This window comes from Pseudoalteromonas undina (genome assembly GCF_000238275.3).
In the GTDB taxonomy this organism is placed as follows: domain Bacteria; phylum Pseudomonadota; class Gammaproteobacteria; order Enterobacterales; family Alteromonadaceae; genus Pseudoalteromonas; species Pseudoalteromonas undina.
The window spans coordinates 359,913-379,663 of the sequence record NZ_AHCF03000002.1; the positions used below are offsets into that span (position 1 = coordinate 359,913).

The window sequence follows — 19,751 nt, forward strand, 5'->3', positions numbered from 1 at the left end:
CGTTCTATGTCCTCATATAGTTTAGCCACTTGTGAGCGGCGAAAAAGTCTAAAACTCGAAGGGGTTGTAGCATACTTAGAGCGGTAGTTAATAATAACTACCTGTGGTTTTAATTGAAAAACATTGGATTTTTATAAATGAAAACGTTTGTTGCTAAACCAGAAACAGTAAAACGTGACTGGTACGTAGTTGACGCTGAAGATAAAACTTTAGGTCGCATCGCTACTGAAATCGCTCATCGCCTACGCGGTAAGCACAAAGCTGAGTACACACCACACGTAGATACTGGTGATTACATCATCGTTATCAACGCTGAGAAAGTTACTGTTACTGGTAACAAATTCAAAGATAAAGTGTACTACGCTCACTCTGGTTTCCCAGGTGGTCTTAAGTCTACTACTTTTGATAAACTTCAAGCTGCAAAGCCTGAAATGATCATCGAAAAAGCTGTTAAAGGCATGTTGCCACGTGGTCCTTTAGGCCGCGCTATGTTCCGCAAACTTAAAGTTTACGCGGGTACTGAGCATAACCATGCTGCACAACAGCCTCAGGTTCTAGACATTTAAGGAGCACTATCATGGCAAATCAATACTACGGTACAGGTCGTCGTAAAAGTTCAAGTGCTCGCGTATTCTTACGCCCAGGCACTGGTAACATCGTAATCAACAAGCGCTCTTTAGAAGAGTACTTTGGTCGCGAAACAGCACGCATGGTTGTTCGTCAAGCTCTTGAGCTTGTAGACATGACTGAAAAATTTGACCTTCACATCACCGTTGCCGGTGGTGGTACTACTGGTCAAGCTGGTGCTATCCGTCACGGTATCACTCGTGCACTTATGGAGTTTGACGAGTCACTACGTCCACAACTTCGTAAAGCAGGTTTCGTTACTCGTGATGCACGTAAAGTTGAACGTAAGAAAGTGGGTCTTAAGAAAGCGCGTAAGCGTCCACAGTTCTCAAAACGTTAATTTTTACGTTATCAAGAATTCAAAAACCCAGCTTATGCTGGGTTTTTTGTTTTGTAGCTATAAGATTTTGGTTCAAGGTTCAAGGTTCAAGGTTCAAGGTTCAAGGTTCAAGGTTCAAGACTCAAGGAGCAAGACCCAAGGTTCAAGCTATAAGTTTGATCTAAGCTTTGTGTCTTTCTTATTTTACAGTTATAAGTTAAGCATGTTTTAGCTGACTGGTTATGTTATGAGGTTTGAAGATTTAAGGGTATGGCAACGTTCAGCCGATTTAGCTTGCGAGATTTATTTACATTTTAAGCAGAGTAAAGAGTTTGGTTTAAAAGATCAAATAACACGATCTGCGCTTTCAATTTCTTCAAATATAGCAGAGGGTTATGAACGAGTAACTCCTAAAGATTATATTCGATTTTTATCATATTCTAAGGGGAGCTGTGGAGAATTACGCTCTCAAATTTACATTGCACTAAAAATAGGTGAAGTTGATACGACAAAGGCTAGTGAATGGATTGAAGAGACTCGTGAACTTTCCCGTATGATTTCAGCATTGATGAAATCAATCGATGCTTGGGATTAAGAGGTTCAAAATTAAATATTCATTCAAAAATATATGAGTATGTTTGACCTTTAACCTTTAACCTTTAACCTTTAACCTTTAATTCTCCCCTTACGACTAATGTCGACATTAGCTTGATCAGAATCGGCAAAGCATGCGTATTTATTGAACGAAAGCTTAAAAATGACCGACTAACGCAAAAAAAGTTAAATAATTATCGCAATTAGTTTAAATCCATCAGTTAATTGGTGAATTTTTTTGCTACAATTGGCGGGCAAATAAAGTGAATGAGTTTAATGTCGCCAAATTCAGTTGTTACTGTACTTAGTTGGTGAGATTGTACTTGTTTACAAATTGTTTTTACGGAAGCGATACTATAGTCATTTGGTTTCATACTCGAGCTTACTTAATCAACTATTTGAGCAAGTCAGGTTTATTCGAGCAGGAGGCTGTGAATAACCTTGTTTTAAACAAGGGTTTTAATTATGATCGTTTCTCTTTTAAAATTCGAAAAATTAACCTGCTGTAACTGATGTTCTCAATATAGCAAGTGTTGAGAATCATAGTGGAGATAAGTGGATGAGCAATGCGCCTGTAGACAATGGCCGACGTCGCTTTTTAACCATAGCTACCTCTGTTGTTGGTGGTGTTGGTGCGGCTGGGGCTGCTGTTCCTTTTATTGCGTCTTGGAATCCAAGTGAGCGAGCTAAATCTGCGGGTGCGCCTGTAGAAGTAGATATCAGCAAACTTGAGCCAGGACAATTAATACGTGTCGAGTGGCGTGGTAAACCTGTATGGGTTGTATCACGGACCCCAAAAATGCTTGAGCAGATGAAAGAACATGAAGGTCAACTTCGTGATCCGCAATCGCAAGAGCCACAACAATTAGAATCATCAACCAATGATTTCCGTTCATTACGCCCAGAGATTTTTGTCGCTGTAGGTATTTGTACGCATTTGGGTTGTTCACCTAGCTTTTTACAAGGTGGCTTTGGTGAGAAAGTGGAAGGGACTGATGACGGTTTTTACTGTCCATGTCACGGTTCTAAGTTTGATATGGCTGGCCGTGTATTCCAATCGGTACCTGCACCATTAAATTTAGAAATTCCACCATATACTTTTCTTGATGAGACCACTATTTTAGTGGGCGAAGAACAAGGGGTGGCCTAATGTTTGGTAAAATTGTTGAGTGGATAGACGACCGTATCCCAATGACACGTGTTTGGAACATGCACATTGCACAGTATCCAGCACCGAAAAACTTTAACTTCTGGTACTTCTTCGGCTCTCTAGCTATGTTAGTACTAGTAAACCAAATACTTACAGGTATTTGGTTAACGATGAACTATGTACCATCTGCTGAAGGTGCATTTGCATCAGTAGAATACATCATGCGTGATGTAGAGTACGGTTGGTTATTACGTTATTTGCATTCAACGGGTGCATCTGCGTTTTTCATCGTTGTTTACATGCACATGTTCCGTGGCATGATCTACGGTTCTTACCAAAAACCACGTGAATTACTGTGGTTATTCGGTATGTTCATTTTCTTAGCCCTAATGGCTGAAGCGTTCATGGGTTACTTATTACCATGGGGCCAAATGTCGTTCTGGGGTGCACAGGTAATCATTTCATTATTCGGGGCTATCCCGGTTATTGGTGATGACTTAACACTGTGGATCCGTGGTGACTATGTAATTTCAGGTGCAACGCTTAACCGCTTCTTTGCATTACACGTAATTGCACTGCCATTGGTTATTGTTATCTTAGTATTTTTACACATTGTTGCACTACACGAAGTGGGTTCTAATAACCCAGACGGTATTGATAACAAACGTAAAAAAGGAACTGTGGCTGAAGAAGACAAGCCTAAATTTAAGTTCCATGAATACTACACTGATAAAAAAGACATTATTGATGCGATTCCGTTCCACCCTTATTACACAGTAAAAGATATTGTGGGCGTGGTTGGTTTCTTAATCTTGTTCTGTTGGGTTGTGTTCTTTATGCCTGCTATGGGTGGTTTCTTCTTAGAAGCGCCAAACTTTGAAGCAGCTAACCCACTTAAAACACCAGAGCATATTTTCCCTGTTTGGTACTTCACGCCATTCTATGCAATCTTACGTGCAATCCCTGACAAACTAATGGGTGTTGCTGCAATGGGTGCATCAATTGTCGTGCTAGCATTATTACCTTGGATTGACCGTGGTTCGGTTCGTTCAGTTCGTTACCGTTGTGGTTTCCACAAATGGAACATTGCAGGTTTTGTTGTTACTTTCGTTCTTTTAGGTTGGGTTGGTGCTACACCACAAACTGATTTTAAAACGATTGTTTCGCAAGTCTGTACTGTGACTTACTTTATGTTCTTCGTACTGTTATTTGTTTACAGTAAGAATGAAAAAACTAAGCCATTGCCTGAGAGGTTAACGAAATGATGAAAAAGCTATTAATAGGTTTATTTGCTTTATCAGTAAACGTGTTACCTGCAATGGCGGCAGGCCCGTCAGTTCCTCTAATGGAAGCGGGTAACGATATATCTGATCAACCTTCTTTGCAGCGTGGCGCAAAGTTGTTCATGAACTACTGTCTTGGTTGTCACCAAATGCAGTATCAGCGTTATGAACGTACTTTCCGTGACATTGGTATTCCAACAGAGATTGGTCAAGAACAACTTATTTTTGATGGTTCAAAAGTGGGTGGTCATATCCTTAACGCGATGGCAAAAGAAGATGCTGCAAAATGGTTTGGTGCGGCTCCGCCGGATCTAACCAACGTTGCGCGTGTGCGTGGCAGTGATTGGATTTACACCTATTTAAAATCGTTTTACAAAGATGAATCTCGTCCGTTTGGCGTAAATAATACGTTATTCCCATCGGTGGGTATGCCACATGTTCTTCAAGAGTTGCAAGGTGTTCCTACTGCAATTACTGAAGAAGTAACAGTAGATGGTAAAACAACCACTCATATTACTGGTACAAAAACAGATGGTACGGGCGAATTAAGTGTAGATGAATATGACCAAGCAGTTCGTGATTTAACGAATTTCCTAGAGTATGTAGGTGAACCTACACGTCTCGAGTCGGAAGCGCTAGGTCTTAAGGTAATCGGATTTTTAATTATCCTATTTATCTTGGCATTTATGCTGAAGAAAGAATACTGGAGAGATGTTCATTAAGTTTGAACATATTTAAAGGTAATTTTGCAATAGGGGCTTAAGCCCCTATTGCTGTTTTAGTTATTTAATGGAGGTAGGCATGGCCGTAGCTGCCAATAAGCGCCCTGTAATGACCCTTTTTTCTGGTGCTAACTGTATGTATAGCCACCAAGTACGCATTGTACTTGCTGAAAAAGGTGTAAGTGTAGATATTCATATGGCTGAAAAGGATAACCTGCCAGAAGCACTTCACGAAATTAACCCTTACGGCACAGTGCCAACACTGATTGACCGTGAGCTTGGTTTATATCAGGCAAACATCATCATGGAATACCTTGATGAACGTTTTCCTCATCCTCCACTAATGCCTGTATATCCGGTCATGCGTGGTCGTAGTCGATTAATGATGCACCGTATTGATACTGATTGGTACAGCCTAGCTGAAAAAATCATTAACAACACATCTGATGCCGCGCAAGCTCGTAAAGAGCTGACAGAAGCATTACTTGCAATAGCACCAATCTTTAGTGAAGCGCCTTACTTTATGAGTGAAGAGTTTAGCTTAGTTGATTGTTATTTAGCTCCACTGTTATGGCGTTTACCAGAGTTTGGTATTGAGCTAAATGGTGCAGGCTCTAAAGAACTTAAAGAGTATATGATTCGTTTATTTGAACGTGAATCATTCCAAGCTTCTTTAACTGAAGCAGAGCGTGAGATCCGTTTATAATGACTTCTAACCGTCCTTATTTACTACGCGCTTTTTTTGATTGGATTGTTGATAACGAATGCACGCCACACTTAGTGGTTAATGCTGACTTTCCTGCAGTGCAAGTGCCAACACAGTTTGTCCAAGATGGTCAAATTGTATTGAACATAAGCCCTTCGGCGGTTACGCAGTTTTCGTTAGATAATACTCAGCTTAGCTTTAACGCGCGCTTTGGCGGCCAGCCAATGCAAGTATACGTGCCTTTAGGGGCTGTACTTGCAATATATGCACGTGAAAATGGCGAAGGCACAGTCTTTACTGCAGATGAGTTTTTAGAGGACGAAGACGATTTTGCTCCAGAGCTTGAAAGTGTCGATTCATCACCTGAAATAGTTGATGAAACGCCAGCTCCCAAGCCTGAAAAGAAAAAAGGCTCACATTTACGCGTTATAAAATAGCCCGTAAATGTTAGAAAAAAAAACCGCTTAATAAGCGGTTTTTTTATGTCTGTATGAAAATATTAGGTTAAAGGTTAAAGGTTAAAGGTTAGAAAGGCTCACGAGCGACGAGCTGCGAGAAGCGAGCAACGGGCCTAGAGACTCGAATTAATCAGTTGGGCTAATGGTTACTGTTTTCTCATTTACTCCTCATTCACTTCTCTTTGTTCATATGCTTTTTAAGGCTGGTTTACCCGCGCATTTGATTGGCAATACGTTACGAGCTACAAGTTACGGGCCTAAAACCTAATACAGACGCGGGGTGAATCCGCTGCTACAGGTATAAAAAAACCTTGCGATGTTAACCGCAAGGTTTTTAAATTTCTCGAACCTCGAACCTCGAACCTCGAACCTCGAACCTCGTACCTCGAACCTCGAACCTCGAACCTCGAACCTGATATCTTTACAAATACTCAAATACTTTAACTACCCGCTCTACGCCAGAGATATTACGGGCAATATTAACGGCTTGGTTTGCTTCAGCGTCAGATACTAGCCCCATTAAATATACTTCGGCATTTTCAGTCACTACTTTTATATTATTACTGCTGATGTTTTCAGCCGCTAAAAGCTGCGCTTTTACTTTTGAGGTTAACCATGAGTCGTGAGTTTGCGTGGTGATTCCAATATTAGAGCCAATGCGAAGTTGGTTATGAATTTTGCGAATACCAGATAGATTTTCAATGGTTTTAAACGCTTGGTTTTTCATTTCTTGGTTAGGCACTTGTCCTACCATTAAAACCACGCCATTTACGCTTATAACGCTGATATGAGCAAACTTATTAAGGCGTTCATCTTCGCTAATAGCAATGCTGGCTTTTATTTCAATGTTGTTGTCGTCTATTTGTGAGCCAATGGTTCGTCTATCGTTAGCGGCAGTAACAGCACTGGCTGTACCGGCGACCACAGCAGCGGCACAACCTTGCAATAACACAACAGTGCCTAAAATAATTAGGGAGCGTTTAAACATAATTTTCGTCCTGCGGGAAAAGGGTTAAATCCACCAACTCACTTAAACAGTGAAGGTTCACTAAATGCGATTCAATAATGCGACTCGGGCGTTTAGATGGCGTACGAATTTCTACATCGTTATGGCCAAGCAAGCCAACGAGTTCGCCGCCATCATCGCCTACCATTACTATGACCTTCATATCTTTGGTAAGTGCCGCTTCTACTGCAGAAATTATGTGTTTTTCATTACCATTAATGGCAAGTACCAATAATAAGTCACCTTGCTGAGCAAAGGCACGAACTTGGCGTGCAAATGTATCGTGGTCATCTATTTGATTGCCTTGGCCCAAGTTAATATTTTCTTGTGAGAGAGCGATTGCAGGTAAGCAGGGACGTTCTGTTTCGTAAAAATTAACCAGTACGCCTGCCATGTGTTGTGCCAGCATATGGCAGTTTGCAGTACCGCAACAGATCAATTTATTCCCATTGATCAGGCTTTGTGCAATGGTAAATGCCGCTGATTCTAACGCGCTTGGCAACACTTCGCCTGCAGCTATTTGAACTTGAATACTTTCTTTAAAAATTTCTTTAATTGTATCTTGCATGGGTTACCAACAATTTATCTCTAATTCTGTGTGAGCTCACACCGGCTTTATTAAAAGGTGATTATTTTAGGCGTAAGCTAATGTTTAACTGTATGCTCAACATGAAGCTGTTGTAATCGTCTTATTTTTATACATCAGACATTAAAATACGTTTTTCAGCCAGTTAATATGTAATGACGGTTCGCCTGTTATAGCTACGTAATCAATACGTAATGGCTGGTTTTTTAAGTTTTTAGCACCAAGGTAATGATAAATAGTGCGCTTTAACTTAGCTTGCTTTTGCGGGCTTAGCGCATAATTAGCGCCGCCTTTTATGTTATTTTTACGAAACTTAACTTCAACAAACACTAAGGTGTCACCGTCTTTCATAATGACATCAAGTTCGCCGTAGGGGCAGTAGTAATTACGCTCAATCGCTTTTAAACCTTGCGCTTCTAAATACTTTTGCGCTTGGCGCTCATAATACTGGCCTTTTTCACGACTATTTTGCCACAGCTGTTTAAACCACGACATGTTAACCCCTTAGTTAATTATGGTTATGCCATCGTTTGCTGATTGCATAAATAGCGGCACAGGGCGTTGTGTTTTTAATTCCACAGGTTTTATACGGCGATTGCTGTACTGCGCCCATTGCAGTGATCGTTCAATATCACCGGCACTATTAATGGATAATTTACCGCTTAAGCCTGAAAAGTATTTATCGGGTGTAATGCTCAGCTGCCTAATATCATTCAGCATGGCGACGGCATCGTAAGCCATGGCAAATAAACGTTGGCTAATATCAGCCTGTTCAGGCCATAAATAATTATATTGCTTACGAAGATTATGCTGCGTAATTTGTGAGTCTAACATCCAAGGAAGTTCGGTAAAATAGAGCCCGTCTAAATCGCCTTTGTCAGTGGTATCTATTTGCTTACTATGACTTTTAGAGCTGGCGTAAATAGGGATTCTGTCGGCAAAGGTGCTTACGTTAACATCTAGGTAAGGCTTAATTAATCGGGTCTCTATGGCGTCACCTAATATGTAAATTGCATCAATATCGCCACGTGAGCGGGTTTCACTTTCTACTTCTTTATTAAAGAGTGTTTTAACCGATTTAATACGCTCTTTTGATTTATCAACTTCTAGCAAGCTGGTAATGGTATTGGGCATATCTTTATTATCGTTGTAAAAGCCAACTTGTGTGGTTGTTTCACTATAGCGTTGCCATTGCAGATTAAAGTAGTCAATTAAGCGCTGACCATTGGTATTATTTGGCGCTAGCAACATAGGTTTTTGATAACCTTGCGCTAAAAAGTGCTCTAGAGTTTGTTGTACTTCATGCTCTGGATTAAGCGCAAAAAAGTAGTGTTGCAGAGAGGTTCGTTCGCCATCAAAGGTATTTAAATGTAATGTGGGTATATCGAGTAATGTATTGGTCTTAGCGAGCTTATCTATATTGGCTTTTAATAGCGGGCCAATAACAAAGTCTGGTTGTAATTGCGAAATCTGTGCGCTCAACGCTTCGGTTTCGGTATTTTCACCAATAAACAGCGTTTCGCTAATCTCTTTTTTATCAAGTGCAGCCAGTATGCCGGCTTTTAATGCATCCCCTAAGCGCTTGTTAGCACCTGACTGAGGTAATAGCACAACTAAGCGTTCAATATTTAGTGGTGCTAACTCATTGGCGTAAGTATCTTGTTTTGGTAGAACATTGGTACCAGGGTGCCCAAGGTAACGGCGGCGCCAATTATTAATCGCTTGGTCTAAATCAACAGAGCTGTTGGCATAAACCTGATGATACAAAGCTAAGTTAATCCAGCCTTGTTGAATAACCGAGCCACGATTAAATCGCTCTAATGCATACGAAGAAAGCTGCTTTAAATTATGCCAAAGTGCGTCATTAAGTTTAGGGATAGAAATATTATTTTTTGCTACCGATTCAGAGGCAGCAAAAAAGTAAGGAGCTGCACGTTTTGGTAAGTCTTGCGACGCAAAAATGCTGGCAGTTAAAAATTGGTGCCAAGCAAAATGCTCAGGTTGCTTAAGTTGCCCCTCAAGCGTGTTTAGTACCTCTAGTGCTTGCTGATTTTTATTTTGCTCTTTTTGCGCAAAGGCAATGTATAAACGATTTTGAATTTGATCAACACTGGCGGTAAGTGCAAGTTCAGTGCATATTTTTTCGAGTAGTGGCCAGTTTTCTTCTGTAATTGCGCTATCACGAGCACTATAAAGTAGCTGAATTTTATCAGCGCCATAGCGGTTTTGCGCTAATTGGTAAATAGATTGCGCATTCAGTGCTTCATTTTTCAGCGTATTGGCACTGTTACTTAAGTTATCGCTGGTTTTAGTTGGTTTTTCGGTTGTGCTACACGCCGATAACCCTGACAATATAATTAATAGACTAACTAGTTTAAGTCGCACAATGATTTCCCATACGTTAACGCGATTTGCTTATATTACTGACTGACGCAGGAGACCTCAATGTTAAATGAGGAGAATTCACAGAAAATTGGCACTCTTTACGTTGTTGCCACCCCAATCGGCAATTATGACGACTTAAGTCAGCGTGCAATCGCGACATTATCGCAGGTTGACTTAATCGCGGCTGAAGACACTCGCCATACTGGTAAGCTACTTAGCCACTTTGGTATTAAGGCTAAAACCTTTGCGTTACATGACCATAATGAAAAGCAAAAAGCGCAGCAAATTATCGACCAACTTAATCAAGGGTTAAATATTGCACTGGTCTCTGATGCAGGCACGCCGCTTATAAGCGACCCTGGTTATGCGGTGGTTAACTTATGTCGTGAGCAAGGCGCAAGTGTAACACCCGTACCTGGTGCATGTGCTGCTATTACAGCGGTATGTTGTTCTGGGTTACCTACTGATCGTTTTCAATTTATTGGCTTCACACCTGCCAAAAGTAAAGCGCGCCAAGACTTTTTTATAGATGCGGTTAACTCAAGTATTACCAGTATTATGTATGAAAGTACCCACCGTATTATGGCAAGCCTTGACGATTTAGAAGCAGCGCTAGGTAGTGAGCAGCAGGTGGTATTTGCCAAAGAGCTCACTAAAACCTTTGAAACCTTTTTTAATGGCACAGTGAGTGAGTTAAAGCAGTTTTTAACTGACGATCCAACTAAACAACGCGGCGAAATAGTACTCATGCTGCCGGGTAAAGCTAAGGTAGTTGACGATATTCCGCCAGAAGCCCGTAAAATGTTAGCGTTACTTGAAAACGAAATGCCAATGAAAAAAGCGTGTGGTGTAGTAGCCGATTACTTCGGCATGAAGAAAAACGCGTTGTATAAAACAATTATTGAAGAAAAACAGTAAATGTTTACTGCGTAGTGTTGTGCTCTCATGTATACTGCGCGCCGAGTTAGCCAAGATAATCGCTGCCTGTGACGAAAATGATCAGGGGGAGGAAAGTCCGGGCTCCATAGGGCAGAGTGCCAGTTAACGGCTGGGGGGCGTGAGCCCACGACAAGTGCAGCAGAGAGAAGACCGCCAATCTTCGGATTGGTAAGGGTGAAAGGGTGCGGTAAGAGCGCACCGGGCCGCTAGTAATAGTCGGTTGCAAGGTAAACTCCACTCGGAGCAAGACCAAATAGGGTTCCTTATGGCGTGGCCCACGTTGGAACCGGGTAGGTTGCTTGAGCCATAGAGCGATTTATGGCCTAGACGAATGATTATCACTTTCTTCGGAAAGGACAGAACCCGGCTTATATGGCTAACTCACTCATTCAATAAAAAAGCCCGCAGTTAACGCTGCGGGCTTTTTTGTGTTTGGAATAAGCTGTCAGGTTGCGGGCTTAAAACCTAAACTCGACGCGAGACTAACTATCGCCTTCAGGCATAAAAAACCTTGTAATGTTAACCGCAAGGCTTTTAAATTTCTCGAACCTCGAACCTCGAACCTATCTATATAATATTTTTACCCTGCTCCGGATCGCGCGATTCATCGGCTTGCTCGCGAATATCATCCGTATCACTGCTTACATCATCAATACCGTGTTCATGCTCTGTGGTTTTATGTTTTTGAGTATGTGGTTTCTCTTTAGTTTTTTCTGTTGTCTCTGTTTTAGCTTCGCTTGCTGTGGGGTAAATGTCTTCACCTTGGCTATTGAGCAATACACGTTCTCTGGCATCGTCAGGCATGCTTATATTATGTTGTGTAAAGCTGTTAATTAACTCTCTCATAAGCTGTGAGGCTACTTTTACAACGCTGTATTGTTCGCCATTGACCCAAAAGTAAACGGTAAAGTTAATAGTGGCGGAGCCTAAGTTATCAACCAATACTTGAGGAGGTGGATCGCTAAGCACAGAGTTTTGATTGGTTATAACGCTAATCGCAAGACTTTGAGCGTCGCGAATGTCATTATCGTAGCCAATACCAATTGAGAAATGACCGCGCATTTTTGGATTAGCGGTTAAGTTTTTAATGGTATTTTTATACACAGTCGCATTGGGTATTTGAATATGATTGCCATCGTAGTCAACTAAAGTGGTCGCTCGTGCAGTTACTTTTTTAACTATACCTATTCTGCCATCTACTTCTATTACATCATCAATTTTAAATGGACGTTGTACACTCAAAAGTAAACTGGCAATAAAGTTCTCAGCAATATCCCGAAAGGCAAACCCTAAAATAAGCCCTATTAACCCAGTGCCACTCATAATAGCGACCGCGAATTCAGTCAAGCCAGCCAAACGTAAAAATAGGTAAAACCCGAGTAAAATAATTAAGGTACTAATGCCACGCCTAGCAACTAGGTGTACTAATTTACTGTTGGTCATGTAAGTAACGGGCTTTATTAACAAGCGTGATAATGGGGTGGCGATTAAATAACTAATCACCAAAATAATAATCCCTAAAAACAAAGTGGGCAGTAATTGCACGAATGAGTGTAGTAATTGCACGCTTTGCTCTTTTAAAAAGCCCCATGAAACCGAGTTTGGCTGAACGGTGTCGATTGCGGGAATAGATGCGTTATTAGCGAGTGTTGCAATTAAAGCGCTGAGCATAGGAGCCATCCGTGTTGGGTTGAGTTAATTAGGGTCTGTGTAAAACAATAGCAGCAAGTTTAATACCAAGCAGTATTTGTTTGGTATTAAACTTGCTGTGAATTAAAGCAACAAAGGGGAGTTAACGATGAGTGACTTTAAGCGTGGCCAAAGAGCCAAGCAGCCTAACCATATCCCTCTACGTGGCTGGTGGGATATTGCAAAGCGAATTATAAAACAAATGAGCCGTGATAATTTATCCTTGGTGGCAGCAGGCGTGGCCTTTTATGCACTTCTTGCTATTTTTCCTGCCATTGCGGCGTTGGTGTCTGTGTATGCTTATTTTGCTTCACCGAACGATATTAGTGCGTATTTAAGTCAATTTATGGCGTTATTGCCGCAAAGTACCCAAGAGATTATTTTGTCTCAGGTTTCAAGCCTTGCGCAAAAGTCTCAAACTAGTTTAAGTCTTAGCGCGCTGGGCACTTTACTGCTCACTATTTGGAGTAGCTCTAAGGGCAGCCAAGCTTTGATCACCGCGTGTAATATTAGTTATCACGAATACGAAAAGCGTTCATTTTTTAAGGCGCAACTTGTACGTTTATTATTTTCAGTGGGCGCGATTGTGGTGGCGGTTATAGCATTGGTAATTATAGGTATATTACCGTTAGCACTTAACCTGTTAGGAATAAAAGAGAGTATTGATTTTTTAATCATGCTTATCTCATGGCCATTACTGGCACTAACCTTTAACTTTGCATTGTTAATTTTATATCGTTACGCGCCTCACAGAAAAGCAGCTAAGTGGCGCTGGGTTACCGTAGGCTCATTCACTGCCACAGTATTATGGATTGTGGCATCTTTTGGCTTTTCATTTTATGTATCTCATTTTGCCAGTTACAACGAAACATATGGCTCTTTAGGTGGGGTGGTTATTATGCTTATGTGGCTGTTTATTAGCACTTATATCATTATTTTGGGAGCCTCAATTAATGCTGCGTTAGAGCAGCAAACAGCGCAAGACAGCACAATAGGCCCAGATAAAAAAAGAGGGCAGCGAGGCGCTTATGTTGCAGACCACCTTGATATTAAATAACTCTATTACTTTTATCAGAGCTTAATTACTTGGTTCGTTGTTATCAGCTGCATAAACGAGGTTTTGTGCAGCGGCTTTGAAAACAAATAGCCTTGACCATAATCACAACCTGCCTCAAGTAATAAATCCATTTGTAATTTTGTTTCTATGCCTTCGGCAATTACTTTTAAACCAAGCTGATGAGCCATCATAATAATAGCTTCACATAAGGCCAGCTCCTGGCTGTCTTTTTGAATATTATCAACAAAGCGTTTATCAATTTTTAGGTAGTCGGTATCCATTTCTTGTAAGTAAGCAAGCGATGAGTAACCCGTACCAAAATCATCGAGTGCTAATTGCATCCCTGATTTAACCAAGGCTTTTAGGCGGCTTTGGGTCAGCTCTTCAGGATTAACCATCAAGCCTTCAGTAATTTCTGCCACAATACTCGATGCAGGTAAATTTGCTGTCTCAAGCATGCCATACCAATCGTCTATACCACTGTCTGTGGTTGCGAGCTGCACCGGCGATACGTTAATACTTATTTGAAATTCATCTTGAATGTGTTTTTTAATATCATTAAGTGTTTGCAGTGCTTCAGTAAATACAAATTGACCGAGCGCATTTATTTGTCTGGTTTCTTCAGCTAAGGGAATAAAGTCAGCGGGGCTGATCAGCCCTTTTTCTGGGTGTTGCCATCGAATAAGTCCCTCAGCTTTATGGACGTGTAAATCATCAAGGGACACAATAGGCTGATAATATAACTCAAATTGCTCTAACTCTATGGCTGAGCGAAGCTCTTTGAGCAACTGCATTCTTGCATTTGCATCTTCACGCATATCATGTGAGAAAAATTCAAAGTCATTTCGGCCGCTATTTTTTGCCTTATACATAGCTTGGTCAGCAGCTTTAAGCAGTTGCTCTGGGTTTTGGCCATCATCTGGCGCGCAGGCAATACCAATACTGGCACTGATATACACTTTTTCATCTTCAATAAAAATAGTCGAAGCAAGGCTAAGTAGCAGTGATTTTGCTATTTGTTTGATATTATCGCTACCGCGTAAGTCACTAAATACAATAACAAATTCATCGCCACCAATACGGGCTACAAAGTCAGCCTCTTTGGCTGTTTGCACAATTCGCTCAGATACTAATTTAAGTAATCTATCGCCATAATGATGGCCTAACGTATCATTAATATCTTTAAAGTGATCAATATCTAACAGCATAATGACCAGTTTTTGGTCGTGGTTGTTTACGCTCGTAAATCGTTTGTTCAACCGCTCTTTTAGTTCTAGTCGATTAGGTAAGTCGGTTAAATGATCAAAATGAGCTTGTCGCCAAATTAGCTCGTCAGCTTGTTTTTTCTCGGTTAGATCAGTAAAAATAGCAATACGGCTAGTTGGGGCTTTATTTTTATCGTAAATAGTATCTATGGTTAACCATTCAACATACAGCTCGCCATTTTTACGACGATTGGTTATTTCACCTTGCCAGCGGCCAGTTTTATTTATTGACTGCCACATGTAATCATAAAACTCTTTATCGTGTTTACCCGATGATAAAATACCCACCGTTTTATTGAGTACTTCTTTTCGAGAATACAAAGTTGTTTCACAAAATGCAGGGTTCACATCATAAATAACGCCATTTTCATCTGTGATTGCCATACCTTCACTGCTGTTGTTGTAAACTAATGACGCTAAATGCAAAGACTCTTGATTCTGCTTTCGTTGCGTGATGTTACTAATAACAATTATAAACTCATCCACTTTTTTCATTGGGCTGATTTTCGCTTCAAAGAACTGCTCGTTTTGTTTATGTTCAAGCTCAACAGTGACAGGAGCGCTCAAGGTTGTTAAGTACTCTTCTACTTGTTTTAAATTAGCACTAGAGAATAAACACGATAACTTTTTAGGCGGTGTTGAATGGCTATAATTTAACGATTTAATACGTCCACCGGTATCAAGTATATTGCCATTGGCATCTACACGTAAAAAAGCATCGGGTAGCGCATTAAGCAAGCTATTAAGCTCGTCATGTTTATGTTTAAGGCATGCTTCAGCTGTTAAGCGAGTTTCGGCCATATATTTAAAACGATGATAGAGTCTATTTAGCTCAGGACTATTGGGCTGCTCGTCGTCATGAGGCATATTACCGGCTGCTAAGCGGTTAACGGCCTGCGTTAAACTTTTAATCGGGTTTAAGATGCTTTTATTAACTAATCGTCTAGCCAATACGGCTAAAAGCAAAATGGTAATTAAAAATCCCAAAACCATTTTTACAAAGTTAATATCTATTTGCTCAAGTGTTTCATCTATTGGTTGAGTAATATAAATAGAGAGCTTATTGTTATTGCCATCACGATAGAGTGTTGTTTGATGGAAAACTCTTCGGATACCATCTTTTCCTTTAAAAATAACACCAGCTTGCAAGTTATGCGCTAAATCGAACTTTTCCAATTTGTTGCCTAGTCTATCGGCTGAAAAAGGGTAGTTAGTTAAAATACTACCGTTAGAGTCAGTAATGACAGCTCTGATTTCTGTCGATAAATTTAAAGTATTAAGTGCCGAGCTCCACCAGTCTAAAGCGATTACGGTCACAATAACGCCTTCAATATCATTATTTTCATTTAAGATAGGGTAAGCAAAGTTAATACTTTGCGCTTTGAGGCTGCGATCGTGCTGGAAATGGCCAATACTGAACTCTTTACTGGCGATCGCGTTTTTAAAATAGGGACGGTCACTAATGTTAATATTAGTGTCGCTACTTTTTGAGGTACAAATTAGGTCACCATTTTTATTTACTATACCAATATTCGCGATATTACCATTGAGTGCCTTAACATCTAAAAAATACGCAGGACAATTAGAGGGTAAAGACTTAATGTCTTTTTGTTTTTTTGCTAAAAACTCAGTAACTTTTTTGACATCATCAATCATGCTTTGTTGTTTGATAATTAGTTGCTCAGTGATGGTGCGCACTTTTGTCTCGTGCTCTTTAATGGCTGCGTCACGACTAAACCACAAGGTTACTAAAATAATAGCAGCAACAGGTATGCAAATTAGCATAAGAAGGCGGTAGAGTTGATGTTTTAATGATGAAGTAAAAATAGTCGTATCCAAATTAGTGCAAAGTAGAGTGACGCTTGATAATCCTACTATAAATAACCATTGAAGTACTAAGGTTATATCTAAGATTTTGCAATAAAATAGTGTTGCATATGATTGAAATATATTAATTTACGTATAAAAAACATGATGAAATAATAATTTAATCCCTTATATATTTACATAACATATTAGGCAAAAAATGAAAATAACCAAAGTTTTAACTGCTTATGCTACCCAAGATGGGGATGGCGTCAATATCCGTCGTATTCCAGGATTTGATGGTAAATATTTAGACCCATTTTTAATGATTGATGAGCTTAAATCTGATGATGAGAGTGACTATATTGGTGGTTTTCCTCCTCACCCTCATCGCGGTATCGAAACTTTTACCTATATTTTAAAAGGAGGATTTGAGCATAAAGATCAAATGGGTAACACAGAAGCAATTCGCGCCGGTGACGTGCAATGGATGAGCACCGGTAGTGGTGTTATGCACAGTGAAATGCCACTTGCTGATGCTGAACAAGGCTTACATGGCTTTCAAATTTGGCTCAATATGCCAAGCGCTGACAAAATGCGTGAGCCGCAATACCAGGATACCACAGAGCATCCAGCACCGAGTTTTACTAATCAGCAAGGTATTAGTCTTAAAGCGCTAGCAGGGACATGGCAATTTGAATCACAGCAATTGGCTTCAAGCTTACAAAACTTAGCCGCTAATGGTGCTATAGCCGATGTGGCTTTGCCTGCAGGTAAGGAGCTTTATCTACCAGCACTAAAACAGCAAAAAGTGATGATTTACATACACACTGGGTCATTAGAATCAGCGCAAGGTGAAACCTTTGATTCAGGAAAGTTACTTATTGTTGAGCCATCGAGTGATATTTGCATACGTGCCGAAGCAGCAGCAGGTGTTCTGATTTTAGCAGCTGATCCGCTTAATCAGCCAATTGCACATATGGGACCGTTTGTAATGACCACTGAAGCTGAAATTCGCCAAGCGGTTAGCGATTATCAAAACGGTTATTTTGGCTCACTGTCGTGACGATTTAATGCAGGAGTGAATTTTAAGCGAGTAGTTTTAATAACCAACTGTATTTTTTTACCATGTTGGTGTCTCCTTTTGCCGACTCCACAACCGCGCCTGCGGTAAAAGCACTAACGAGCCCCACTTTTGTTGCGGCAAAACGTTTGGCTCGATATTTTATTGCCGTGAGGTGCTGACGCTTTAGCTCAGAGCGCATCACGACTTCTTTGTGTAGCTGTTGCACTCGAGCATTCGGTGAGTTGATCAAGTAATTAATTAACATAATAGTGTATGCCTTATAATTTAAGTAGCTGCTTTAGACTATTTAGCGTTTTAGTAAAGCCAATTTTTTTGCTTAGATAAACTGCGTTTCGCCACAGCCAAATTAAGCATAAAATTTGTAGGCTGATCACTACAGTAATGCTCAGCCAAATCGAGCTAAATAAGTCAAAAGTCGCAAAGCCTACAATACCTAAAAACCCGACCCACAGTAACACCAAGCCACTGGCAAAACATCCAAGTAGGATGGTGATCAGTGCTAAGGATCTTAACGACAATTTCCATTCAGCTATGGCAAGCTGATGTGTCAACTTTCCTTGTTGATGATAATCATCCTTGAGCTGCGCTGCATAATCAGCAAGCTTAGCAACATGATCTTGCCAGTCATCGGCATGTTTTGCCGATGACTGCGAATCTGTCGATTGTGATTCACTTGATGTTGAATGTAGGTTTTGCATTAGTATTACTTGCGACGAAATAGTGCAGTAACTAACATACCAGCAGCAAATGCAAGACCAGCCGTTGCTAATGGGTTTTCTGATGCGAGTTGACGAGTCTTAGAAGTACATTCTTCTAATTTCTCGCGAGCTGCTAATTGTTTCTCATTAAGTGTTTCTGCTGAGCTGCTTGCTCCTTTACGAACGCCATTTTCAGCTACCGCCGCTTTACTCGATAATGCATCTACTGCGTCATGCGCAGCTGATGTTGCCTTATCTGTTAACGGGGCCTCAATCTCTTGTTTTGCATCGATAGCAGTTTTGCTCTTAGTTGCCGTAGCCATAATCAATCCTTAATAGTTTTTTAAAAGTAATTATTAAGGTGCAATGATTAAACCAGTTTTTAACTCATTGTTTTTTATGGATTGTATTTTATTTACTAATTTTTAGTAGGTTTATAGCTGTAACTATTGCGACAACAGTTTGTAATTTTTACAAACTAAGGCGTTTTGATCATTCGAGGTTGATTTTTCCTTTGCTTACTCGGTTATACATTTCAGGTCACGATTTAGTTGCACCTAGTTCGAATAAACAAAGCCCTACACACCCTAAATAAATTGTAATTATTCACTGTTTATTCATTAAGCAAATAATGCCAGTAAGCTAATAAAAAAAACGATAAAAAATTTTTTACTGGCTGATCAGATTTTTTACTAAACAATTCAACCGCTTTAATCTGAGCCTTATTTTTTCAGGCTTCGCGGGGCGCTAAAGCTGGGTGACTTACTTGACAAAAAGGCTTGTCAAGCCCTAAACTGGAGCACTGTGGTAAAAAGTGGTGTTTAGTGGATCAAACTGGATCGGGTTAATCAAAAAGTTGATTAAAATAATTTTACAATAGGCTTTTTATGTTTCGTGGCGCAAGTTCACTGAGTTTGGATGATAAAGGACGTTTTGCGGTACCAACAAAGTACCGAGACACGCTATTGTCTGAAGATCAGGGAACGGTTATTTGCACTGTTGCACTCAATGAGCCTTGCCTTTGGTTATACCCCCTTGCTGAATGGTTAGAAATAGAAAGCCGTTTAGCAAAAATATCTAATATGAATCCCAGAGCGCGACGGATGCAACGTATGTTGTTAGGTAATGCGACAGAGTATCAGCTTGATAAAAACGGTCGAATTTTGCTGGCGCCTTCTTTGCGCTCACATGCAGAACTTGGCAAAAAAATTATGCTGGTGGGCTTAATGAATAAATTTGAGATTTGGGATGAGGCGCGTTGGCACGAACAAATGCGACAAGACACTGAGCTTGAAAGGCTTGGCGAATTTGAACCGAATGACGATTTAGATAACTTTACCCTCTAGCGGCAAAACAAAAAGGCAAAAAATAGCT

The 19,751-nt window shown here is 40.3% G+C and carries 21 protein-coding genes and 1 other RNA gene; 13 read left to right on the forward strand and 9 right to left on the reverse strand.

Annotated elements, in window-relative coordinates; translation table 11 throughout:
• The first annotated feature begins 137 nt into the window (after positions 1-137).
• From rplM to PUND_RS02330, 8 genes are all read left to right on the forward strand, one after another.
• Positions 138-566, forward strand: a complete 429-nt coding sequence (rplM, locus tag PUND_RS02295) for a 50S ribosomal protein L13 (protein ID WP_008110876.1) — start codon at positions 138-140, stop codon at positions 564-566.
• Between the two features lie 8 nt (positions 567-574).
• Positions 575-967, forward strand: a complete 393-nt coding sequence (gene rpsI / locus PUND_RS02300; RefSeq protein WP_024600778.1) for a 30S ribosomal protein S9 — start codon at positions 575-577, stop codon at positions 965-967.
• 226 nt (positions 968-1,193) lie between these two features.
• A complete protein-coding gene (locus tag PUND_RS02305; protein ID WP_010390660.1) occupies positions 1,194-1,541 on the forward strand; it encodes a four helix bundle protein in 348 nt (115 codons plus the stop codon).
• A gap of 558 nt (positions 1,542-2,099) precedes the next feature.
• On the forward strand, positions 2,100-2,690 hold the full coding sequence (petA, locus tag PUND_RS02310; protein WP_010390661.1) for a ubiquinol-cytochrome c reductase iron-sulfur subunit: 591 nt from the start codon (positions 2,100-2,102) through the stop codon (positions 2,688-2,690).
• Positions 2,690-3,955 carry a cytochrome b gene (locus tag PUND_RS02315; RefSeq protein WP_010390662.1) on the forward strand — a complete coding sequence of 422 codons (1,266 nt, stop codon included), beginning with the start codon at positions 2,690-2,692 and terminating at the stop codon, positions 3,953-3,955. Before petA ends, PUND_RS02315 begins: the two co-directional genes overlap by 1 nt.
• On the forward strand, positions 3,952-4,695 hold the full coding sequence (locus PUND_RS02320; protein WP_041709186.1) for a cytochrome c1: 744 nt from the start codon (positions 3,952-3,954) through the stop codon (positions 4,693-4,695). Before PUND_RS02315 ends, PUND_RS02320 begins: the two co-directional genes overlap by 4 nt.
• A 79-nt stretch (positions 4,696-4,774) precedes the next feature.
• Complete coding sequence (gene sspA, locus PUND_RS02325; RefSeq protein ID WP_008110861.1) at positions 4,775-5,401, forward strand: stringent starvation protein SspA; 627 nt, start codon at positions 4,775-4,777, stop codon at positions 5,399-5,401.
• Positions 5,401-5,838: a ClpXP protease specificity-enhancing factor gene (locus tag PUND_RS02330; RefSeq protein WP_008110860.1), complete on the forward strand. Its 438-nt coding sequence runs from the start codon at positions 5,401-5,403 to the stop codon at positions 5,836-5,838. The genes sspA and PUND_RS02330 overlap by 1 nt, the downstream gene beginning before the upstream one ends.
• A gap of 442 nt (positions 5,839-6,280) precedes the next feature.
• Here the strand turns inward: PUND_RS02330 and dolP are convergent, their stop codons facing one another.
• The 4 genes from dolP to PUND_RS02350 form a co-directional block, all read right to left on the reverse strand.
• Positions 6,281-6,847, reverse strand: a complete 567-nt coding sequence (gene dolP / locus PUND_RS02335) for a division/outer membrane stress-associated lipid-binding lipoprotein (RefSeq protein ID WP_008468380.1) — start codon at positions 6,845-6,847, stop codon at positions 6,281-6,283.
• Positions 6,840-7,433, reverse strand: a complete 594-nt coding sequence (locus PUND_RS02340) for an SIS domain-containing protein (RefSeq protein ID WP_008110721.1) — start codon at positions 7,431-7,433, stop codon at positions 6,840-6,842. The genes dolP and PUND_RS02340 overlap by 8 nt, the downstream gene beginning before the upstream one ends.
• A gap of 141 nt (positions 7,434-7,574) precedes the next feature.
• A complete protein-coding gene (locus tag PUND_RS02345; RefSeq protein ID WP_008110719.1) occupies positions 7,575-7,946 on the reverse strand; it encodes a YraN family protein in 372 nt (123 codons plus the stop codon).
• A 9-nt stretch (positions 7,947-7,955) separates the two neighbouring features.
• Positions 7,956-9,836, reverse strand: a complete 1,881-nt coding sequence (locus tag PUND_RS02350) for a penicillin-binding protein activator (protein WP_010390669.1) — start codon at positions 9,834-9,836, stop codon at positions 7,956-7,958.
• Positions 9,837-9,896: 60 nt separating this feature from the next.
• Between PUND_RS02350 and rsmI the strand changes: the two genes are divergently transcribed.
• Positions 9,897-10,754 carry a 16S rRNA (cytidine(1402)-2'-O)-methyltransferase gene (gene rsmI / locus PUND_RS02355; RefSeq protein ID WP_010390670.1) on the forward strand — a complete coding sequence of 286 codons (858 nt, stop codon included), beginning with the start codon at positions 9,897-9,899 and terminating at the stop codon, positions 10,752-10,754.
• A gap of 43 nt (positions 10,755-10,797) precedes the next feature.
• Positions 10,798-11,162: RNase P RNA component class A (rnpB, locus tag PUND_RS02360), an RNA gene on the forward strand.
• 180 nt (positions 11,163-11,342) lie between these two features.
• On the opposite strand, the gene PUND_RS02365 is transcribed toward rnpB, so the two are convergent.
• Positions 11,343-12,446, reverse strand: a complete 1,104-nt coding sequence (locus PUND_RS02365) for a mechanosensitive ion channel family protein (RefSeq protein ID WP_010390671.1) — start codon at positions 12,444-12,446, stop codon at positions 11,343-11,345.
• 127 nt (positions 12,447-12,573) lie between these two features.
• Between PUND_RS02365 and PUND_RS02370 the strand changes: the two genes are divergently transcribed.
• Entirely contained in the window at positions 12,574-13,521 is a 948-nt protein-coding gene (locus tag PUND_RS02370) for a YihY/virulence factor BrkB family protein (protein WP_010390672.1), read from the forward strand.
• A gap of 14 nt (positions 13,522-13,535) precedes the next feature.
• On the opposite strand, the gene PUND_RS02375 is transcribed toward PUND_RS02370, so the two are convergent.
• Positions 13,536-16,571 (reverse strand): bifunctional diguanylate cyclase/phosphodiesterase, encoded by a 3,036-nt coding sequence (locus PUND_RS02375; protein WP_010390673.1) that lies wholly within the window; start codon positions 16,569-16,571, stop codon positions 13,536-13,538.
• A 241-nt stretch (positions 16,572-16,812) separates the two neighbouring features.
• Here PUND_RS02375 and PUND_RS02380 point away from each other — a divergent pair, with 241 nt between their 5' ends.
• Positions 16,813-17,658 carry a pirin family protein gene (locus tag PUND_RS02380; protein WP_010390678.1) on the forward strand — a complete coding sequence of 282 codons (846 nt, stop codon included), beginning with the start codon at positions 16,813-16,815 and terminating at the stop codon, positions 17,656-17,658.
• A gap of 22 nt (positions 17,659-17,680) precedes the next feature.
• Here PUND_RS02380 and PUND_RS02385 read toward each other — a convergent pair whose 3' ends face one another.
• From PUND_RS02385 to PUND_RS02395, 3 genes are read right to left on the reverse strand one after another with little or no spacing between them, the layout of a single operon-like run.
• Complete coding sequence (locus tag PUND_RS02385) at positions 17,681-17,923, reverse strand: hypothetical protein (protein WP_010390679.1); 243 nt, start codon at positions 17,921-17,923, stop codon at positions 17,681-17,683.
• 13 nt (positions 17,924-17,936) lie between these two features.
• Positions 17,937-18,377 (reverse strand): hypothetical protein, encoded by a 441-nt coding sequence (locus tag PUND_RS02390; protein ID WP_010390680.1) that lies wholly within the window; start codon positions 18,375-18,377, stop codon positions 17,937-17,939.
• Between the two features lie 5 nt (positions 18,378-18,382).
• Positions 18,383-18,700, reverse strand: a complete 318-nt coding sequence (locus PUND_RS02395; protein ID WP_010390681.1) for a hypothetical protein — start codon at positions 18,698-18,700, stop codon at positions 18,383-18,385.
• Between the two features lie 564 nt (positions 18,701-19,264).
• On the opposite strand from PUND_RS02395, the gene mraZ reads away from it, so the two are divergent.
• The gene (gene mraZ, locus PUND_RS02400; RefSeq protein ID WP_010390682.1) at positions 19,265-19,723 is read left to right on the forward strand and encodes a division/cell wall cluster transcriptional repressor MraZ; all 459 of its coding nucleotides are present in this window, start codon (positions 19,265-19,267) and stop codon (positions 19,721-19,723) included.
• The last annotated feature ends 28 nt before the right edge of the window (positions 19,724-19,751 follow it).

What these genes read in the sequence shown, in the direction of transcription:
- rplM (WP_008110876.1), top strand. Translation starts at nt 138, where the DNA reads ATGAAAACGTTTGTTGCTAAACCAGAAACAGTAAAACGTGACTGGTAC.
- PUND_RS02305 (WP_010390660.1), top strand. Translation starts at nt 1,194, where the DNA reads ATGAGGTTTGAAGATTTAAGGGTATGGCAACGTTCAGCCGATTTAGCT.
- petA (WP_010390661.1), top strand. Translation starts at nt 2,100, where the DNA reads ATGAGCAATGCGCCTGTAGACAATGGCCGACGTCGCTTTTTAACCATA.
- PUND_RS02315 (WP_010390662.1), top strand. Translation starts at nt 2,690, where the DNA reads ATGTTTGGTAAAATTGTTGAGTGGATAGACGACCGTATCCCAATGACA.
- PUND_RS02320 (WP_041709186.1), top strand. Translation starts at nt 3,952, where the DNA reads ATGATGAAAAAGCTATTAATAGGTTTATTTGCTTTATCAGTAAACGTG.
- sspA (WP_008110861.1), top strand. Translation starts at nt 4,775, where the DNA reads ATGGCCGTAGCTGCCAATAAGCGCCCTGTAATGACCCTTTTTTCTGGT.
- PUND_RS02330 (WP_008110860.1), top strand. Translation starts at nt 5,401, where the DNA reads ATGACTTCTAACCGTCCTTATTTACTACGCGCTTTTTTTGATTGGATT.
- dolP (WP_008468380.1), bottom strand. Translation starts at nt 6,847, where the DNA reads ATGTTTAAACGCTCCCTAATTATTTTAGGCACTGTTGTGTTATTGCAA.
- PUND_RS02340 (WP_008110721.1), bottom strand. Translation starts at nt 7,433, where the DNA reads ATGCAAGATACAATTAAAGAAATTTTTAAAGAAAGTATTCAAGTTCAA.
- PUND_RS02345 (WP_008110719.1), bottom strand. Translation starts at nt 7,946, where the DNA reads ATGTCGTGGTTTAAACAGCTGTGGCAAAATAGTCGTGAAAAAGGCCAG.
- rsmI (WP_010390670.1), top strand. Translation starts at nt 9,897, where the DNA reads ATGTTAAATGAGGAGAATTCACAGAAAATTGGCACTCTTTACGTTGTT.
- PUND_RS02365 (WP_010390671.1), bottom strand. Translation starts at nt 12,446, where the DNA reads ATGCTCAGCGCTTTAATTGCAACACTCGCTAATAACGCATCTATTCCC.
- PUND_RS02370 (WP_010390672.1), top strand. Translation starts at nt 12,574, where the DNA reads ATGAGTGACTTTAAGCGTGGCCAAAGAGCCAAGCAGCCTAACCATATC.
- PUND_RS02375 (WP_010390673.1), bottom strand. Translation starts at nt 16,571, where the DNA reads ATGCTAATTTGCATACCTGTTGCTGCTATTATTTTAGTAACCTTGTGG.
- PUND_RS02380 (WP_010390678.1), top strand. Translation starts at nt 16,813, where the DNA reads ATGAAAATAACCAAAGTTTTAACTGCTTATGCTACCCAAGATGGGGAT.
- PUND_RS02385 (WP_010390679.1), bottom strand. Translation starts at nt 17,923, where the DNA reads ATGTTAATTAATTACTTGATCAACTCACCGAATGCTCGAGTGCAACAG.
- PUND_RS02390 (WP_010390680.1), bottom strand. Translation starts at nt 18,377, where the DNA reads ATGCAAAACCTACATTCAACATCAAGTGAATCACAATCGACAGATTCG.
- PUND_RS02395 (WP_010390681.1), bottom strand. Translation starts at nt 18,700, where the DNA reads ATGGCTACGGCAACTAAGAGCAAAACTGCTATCGATGCAAAACAAGAG.
- mraZ (WP_010390682.1), top strand. Translation starts at nt 19,265, where the DNA reads ATGTTTCGTGGCGCAAGTTCACTGAGTTTGGATGATAAAGGACGTTTT.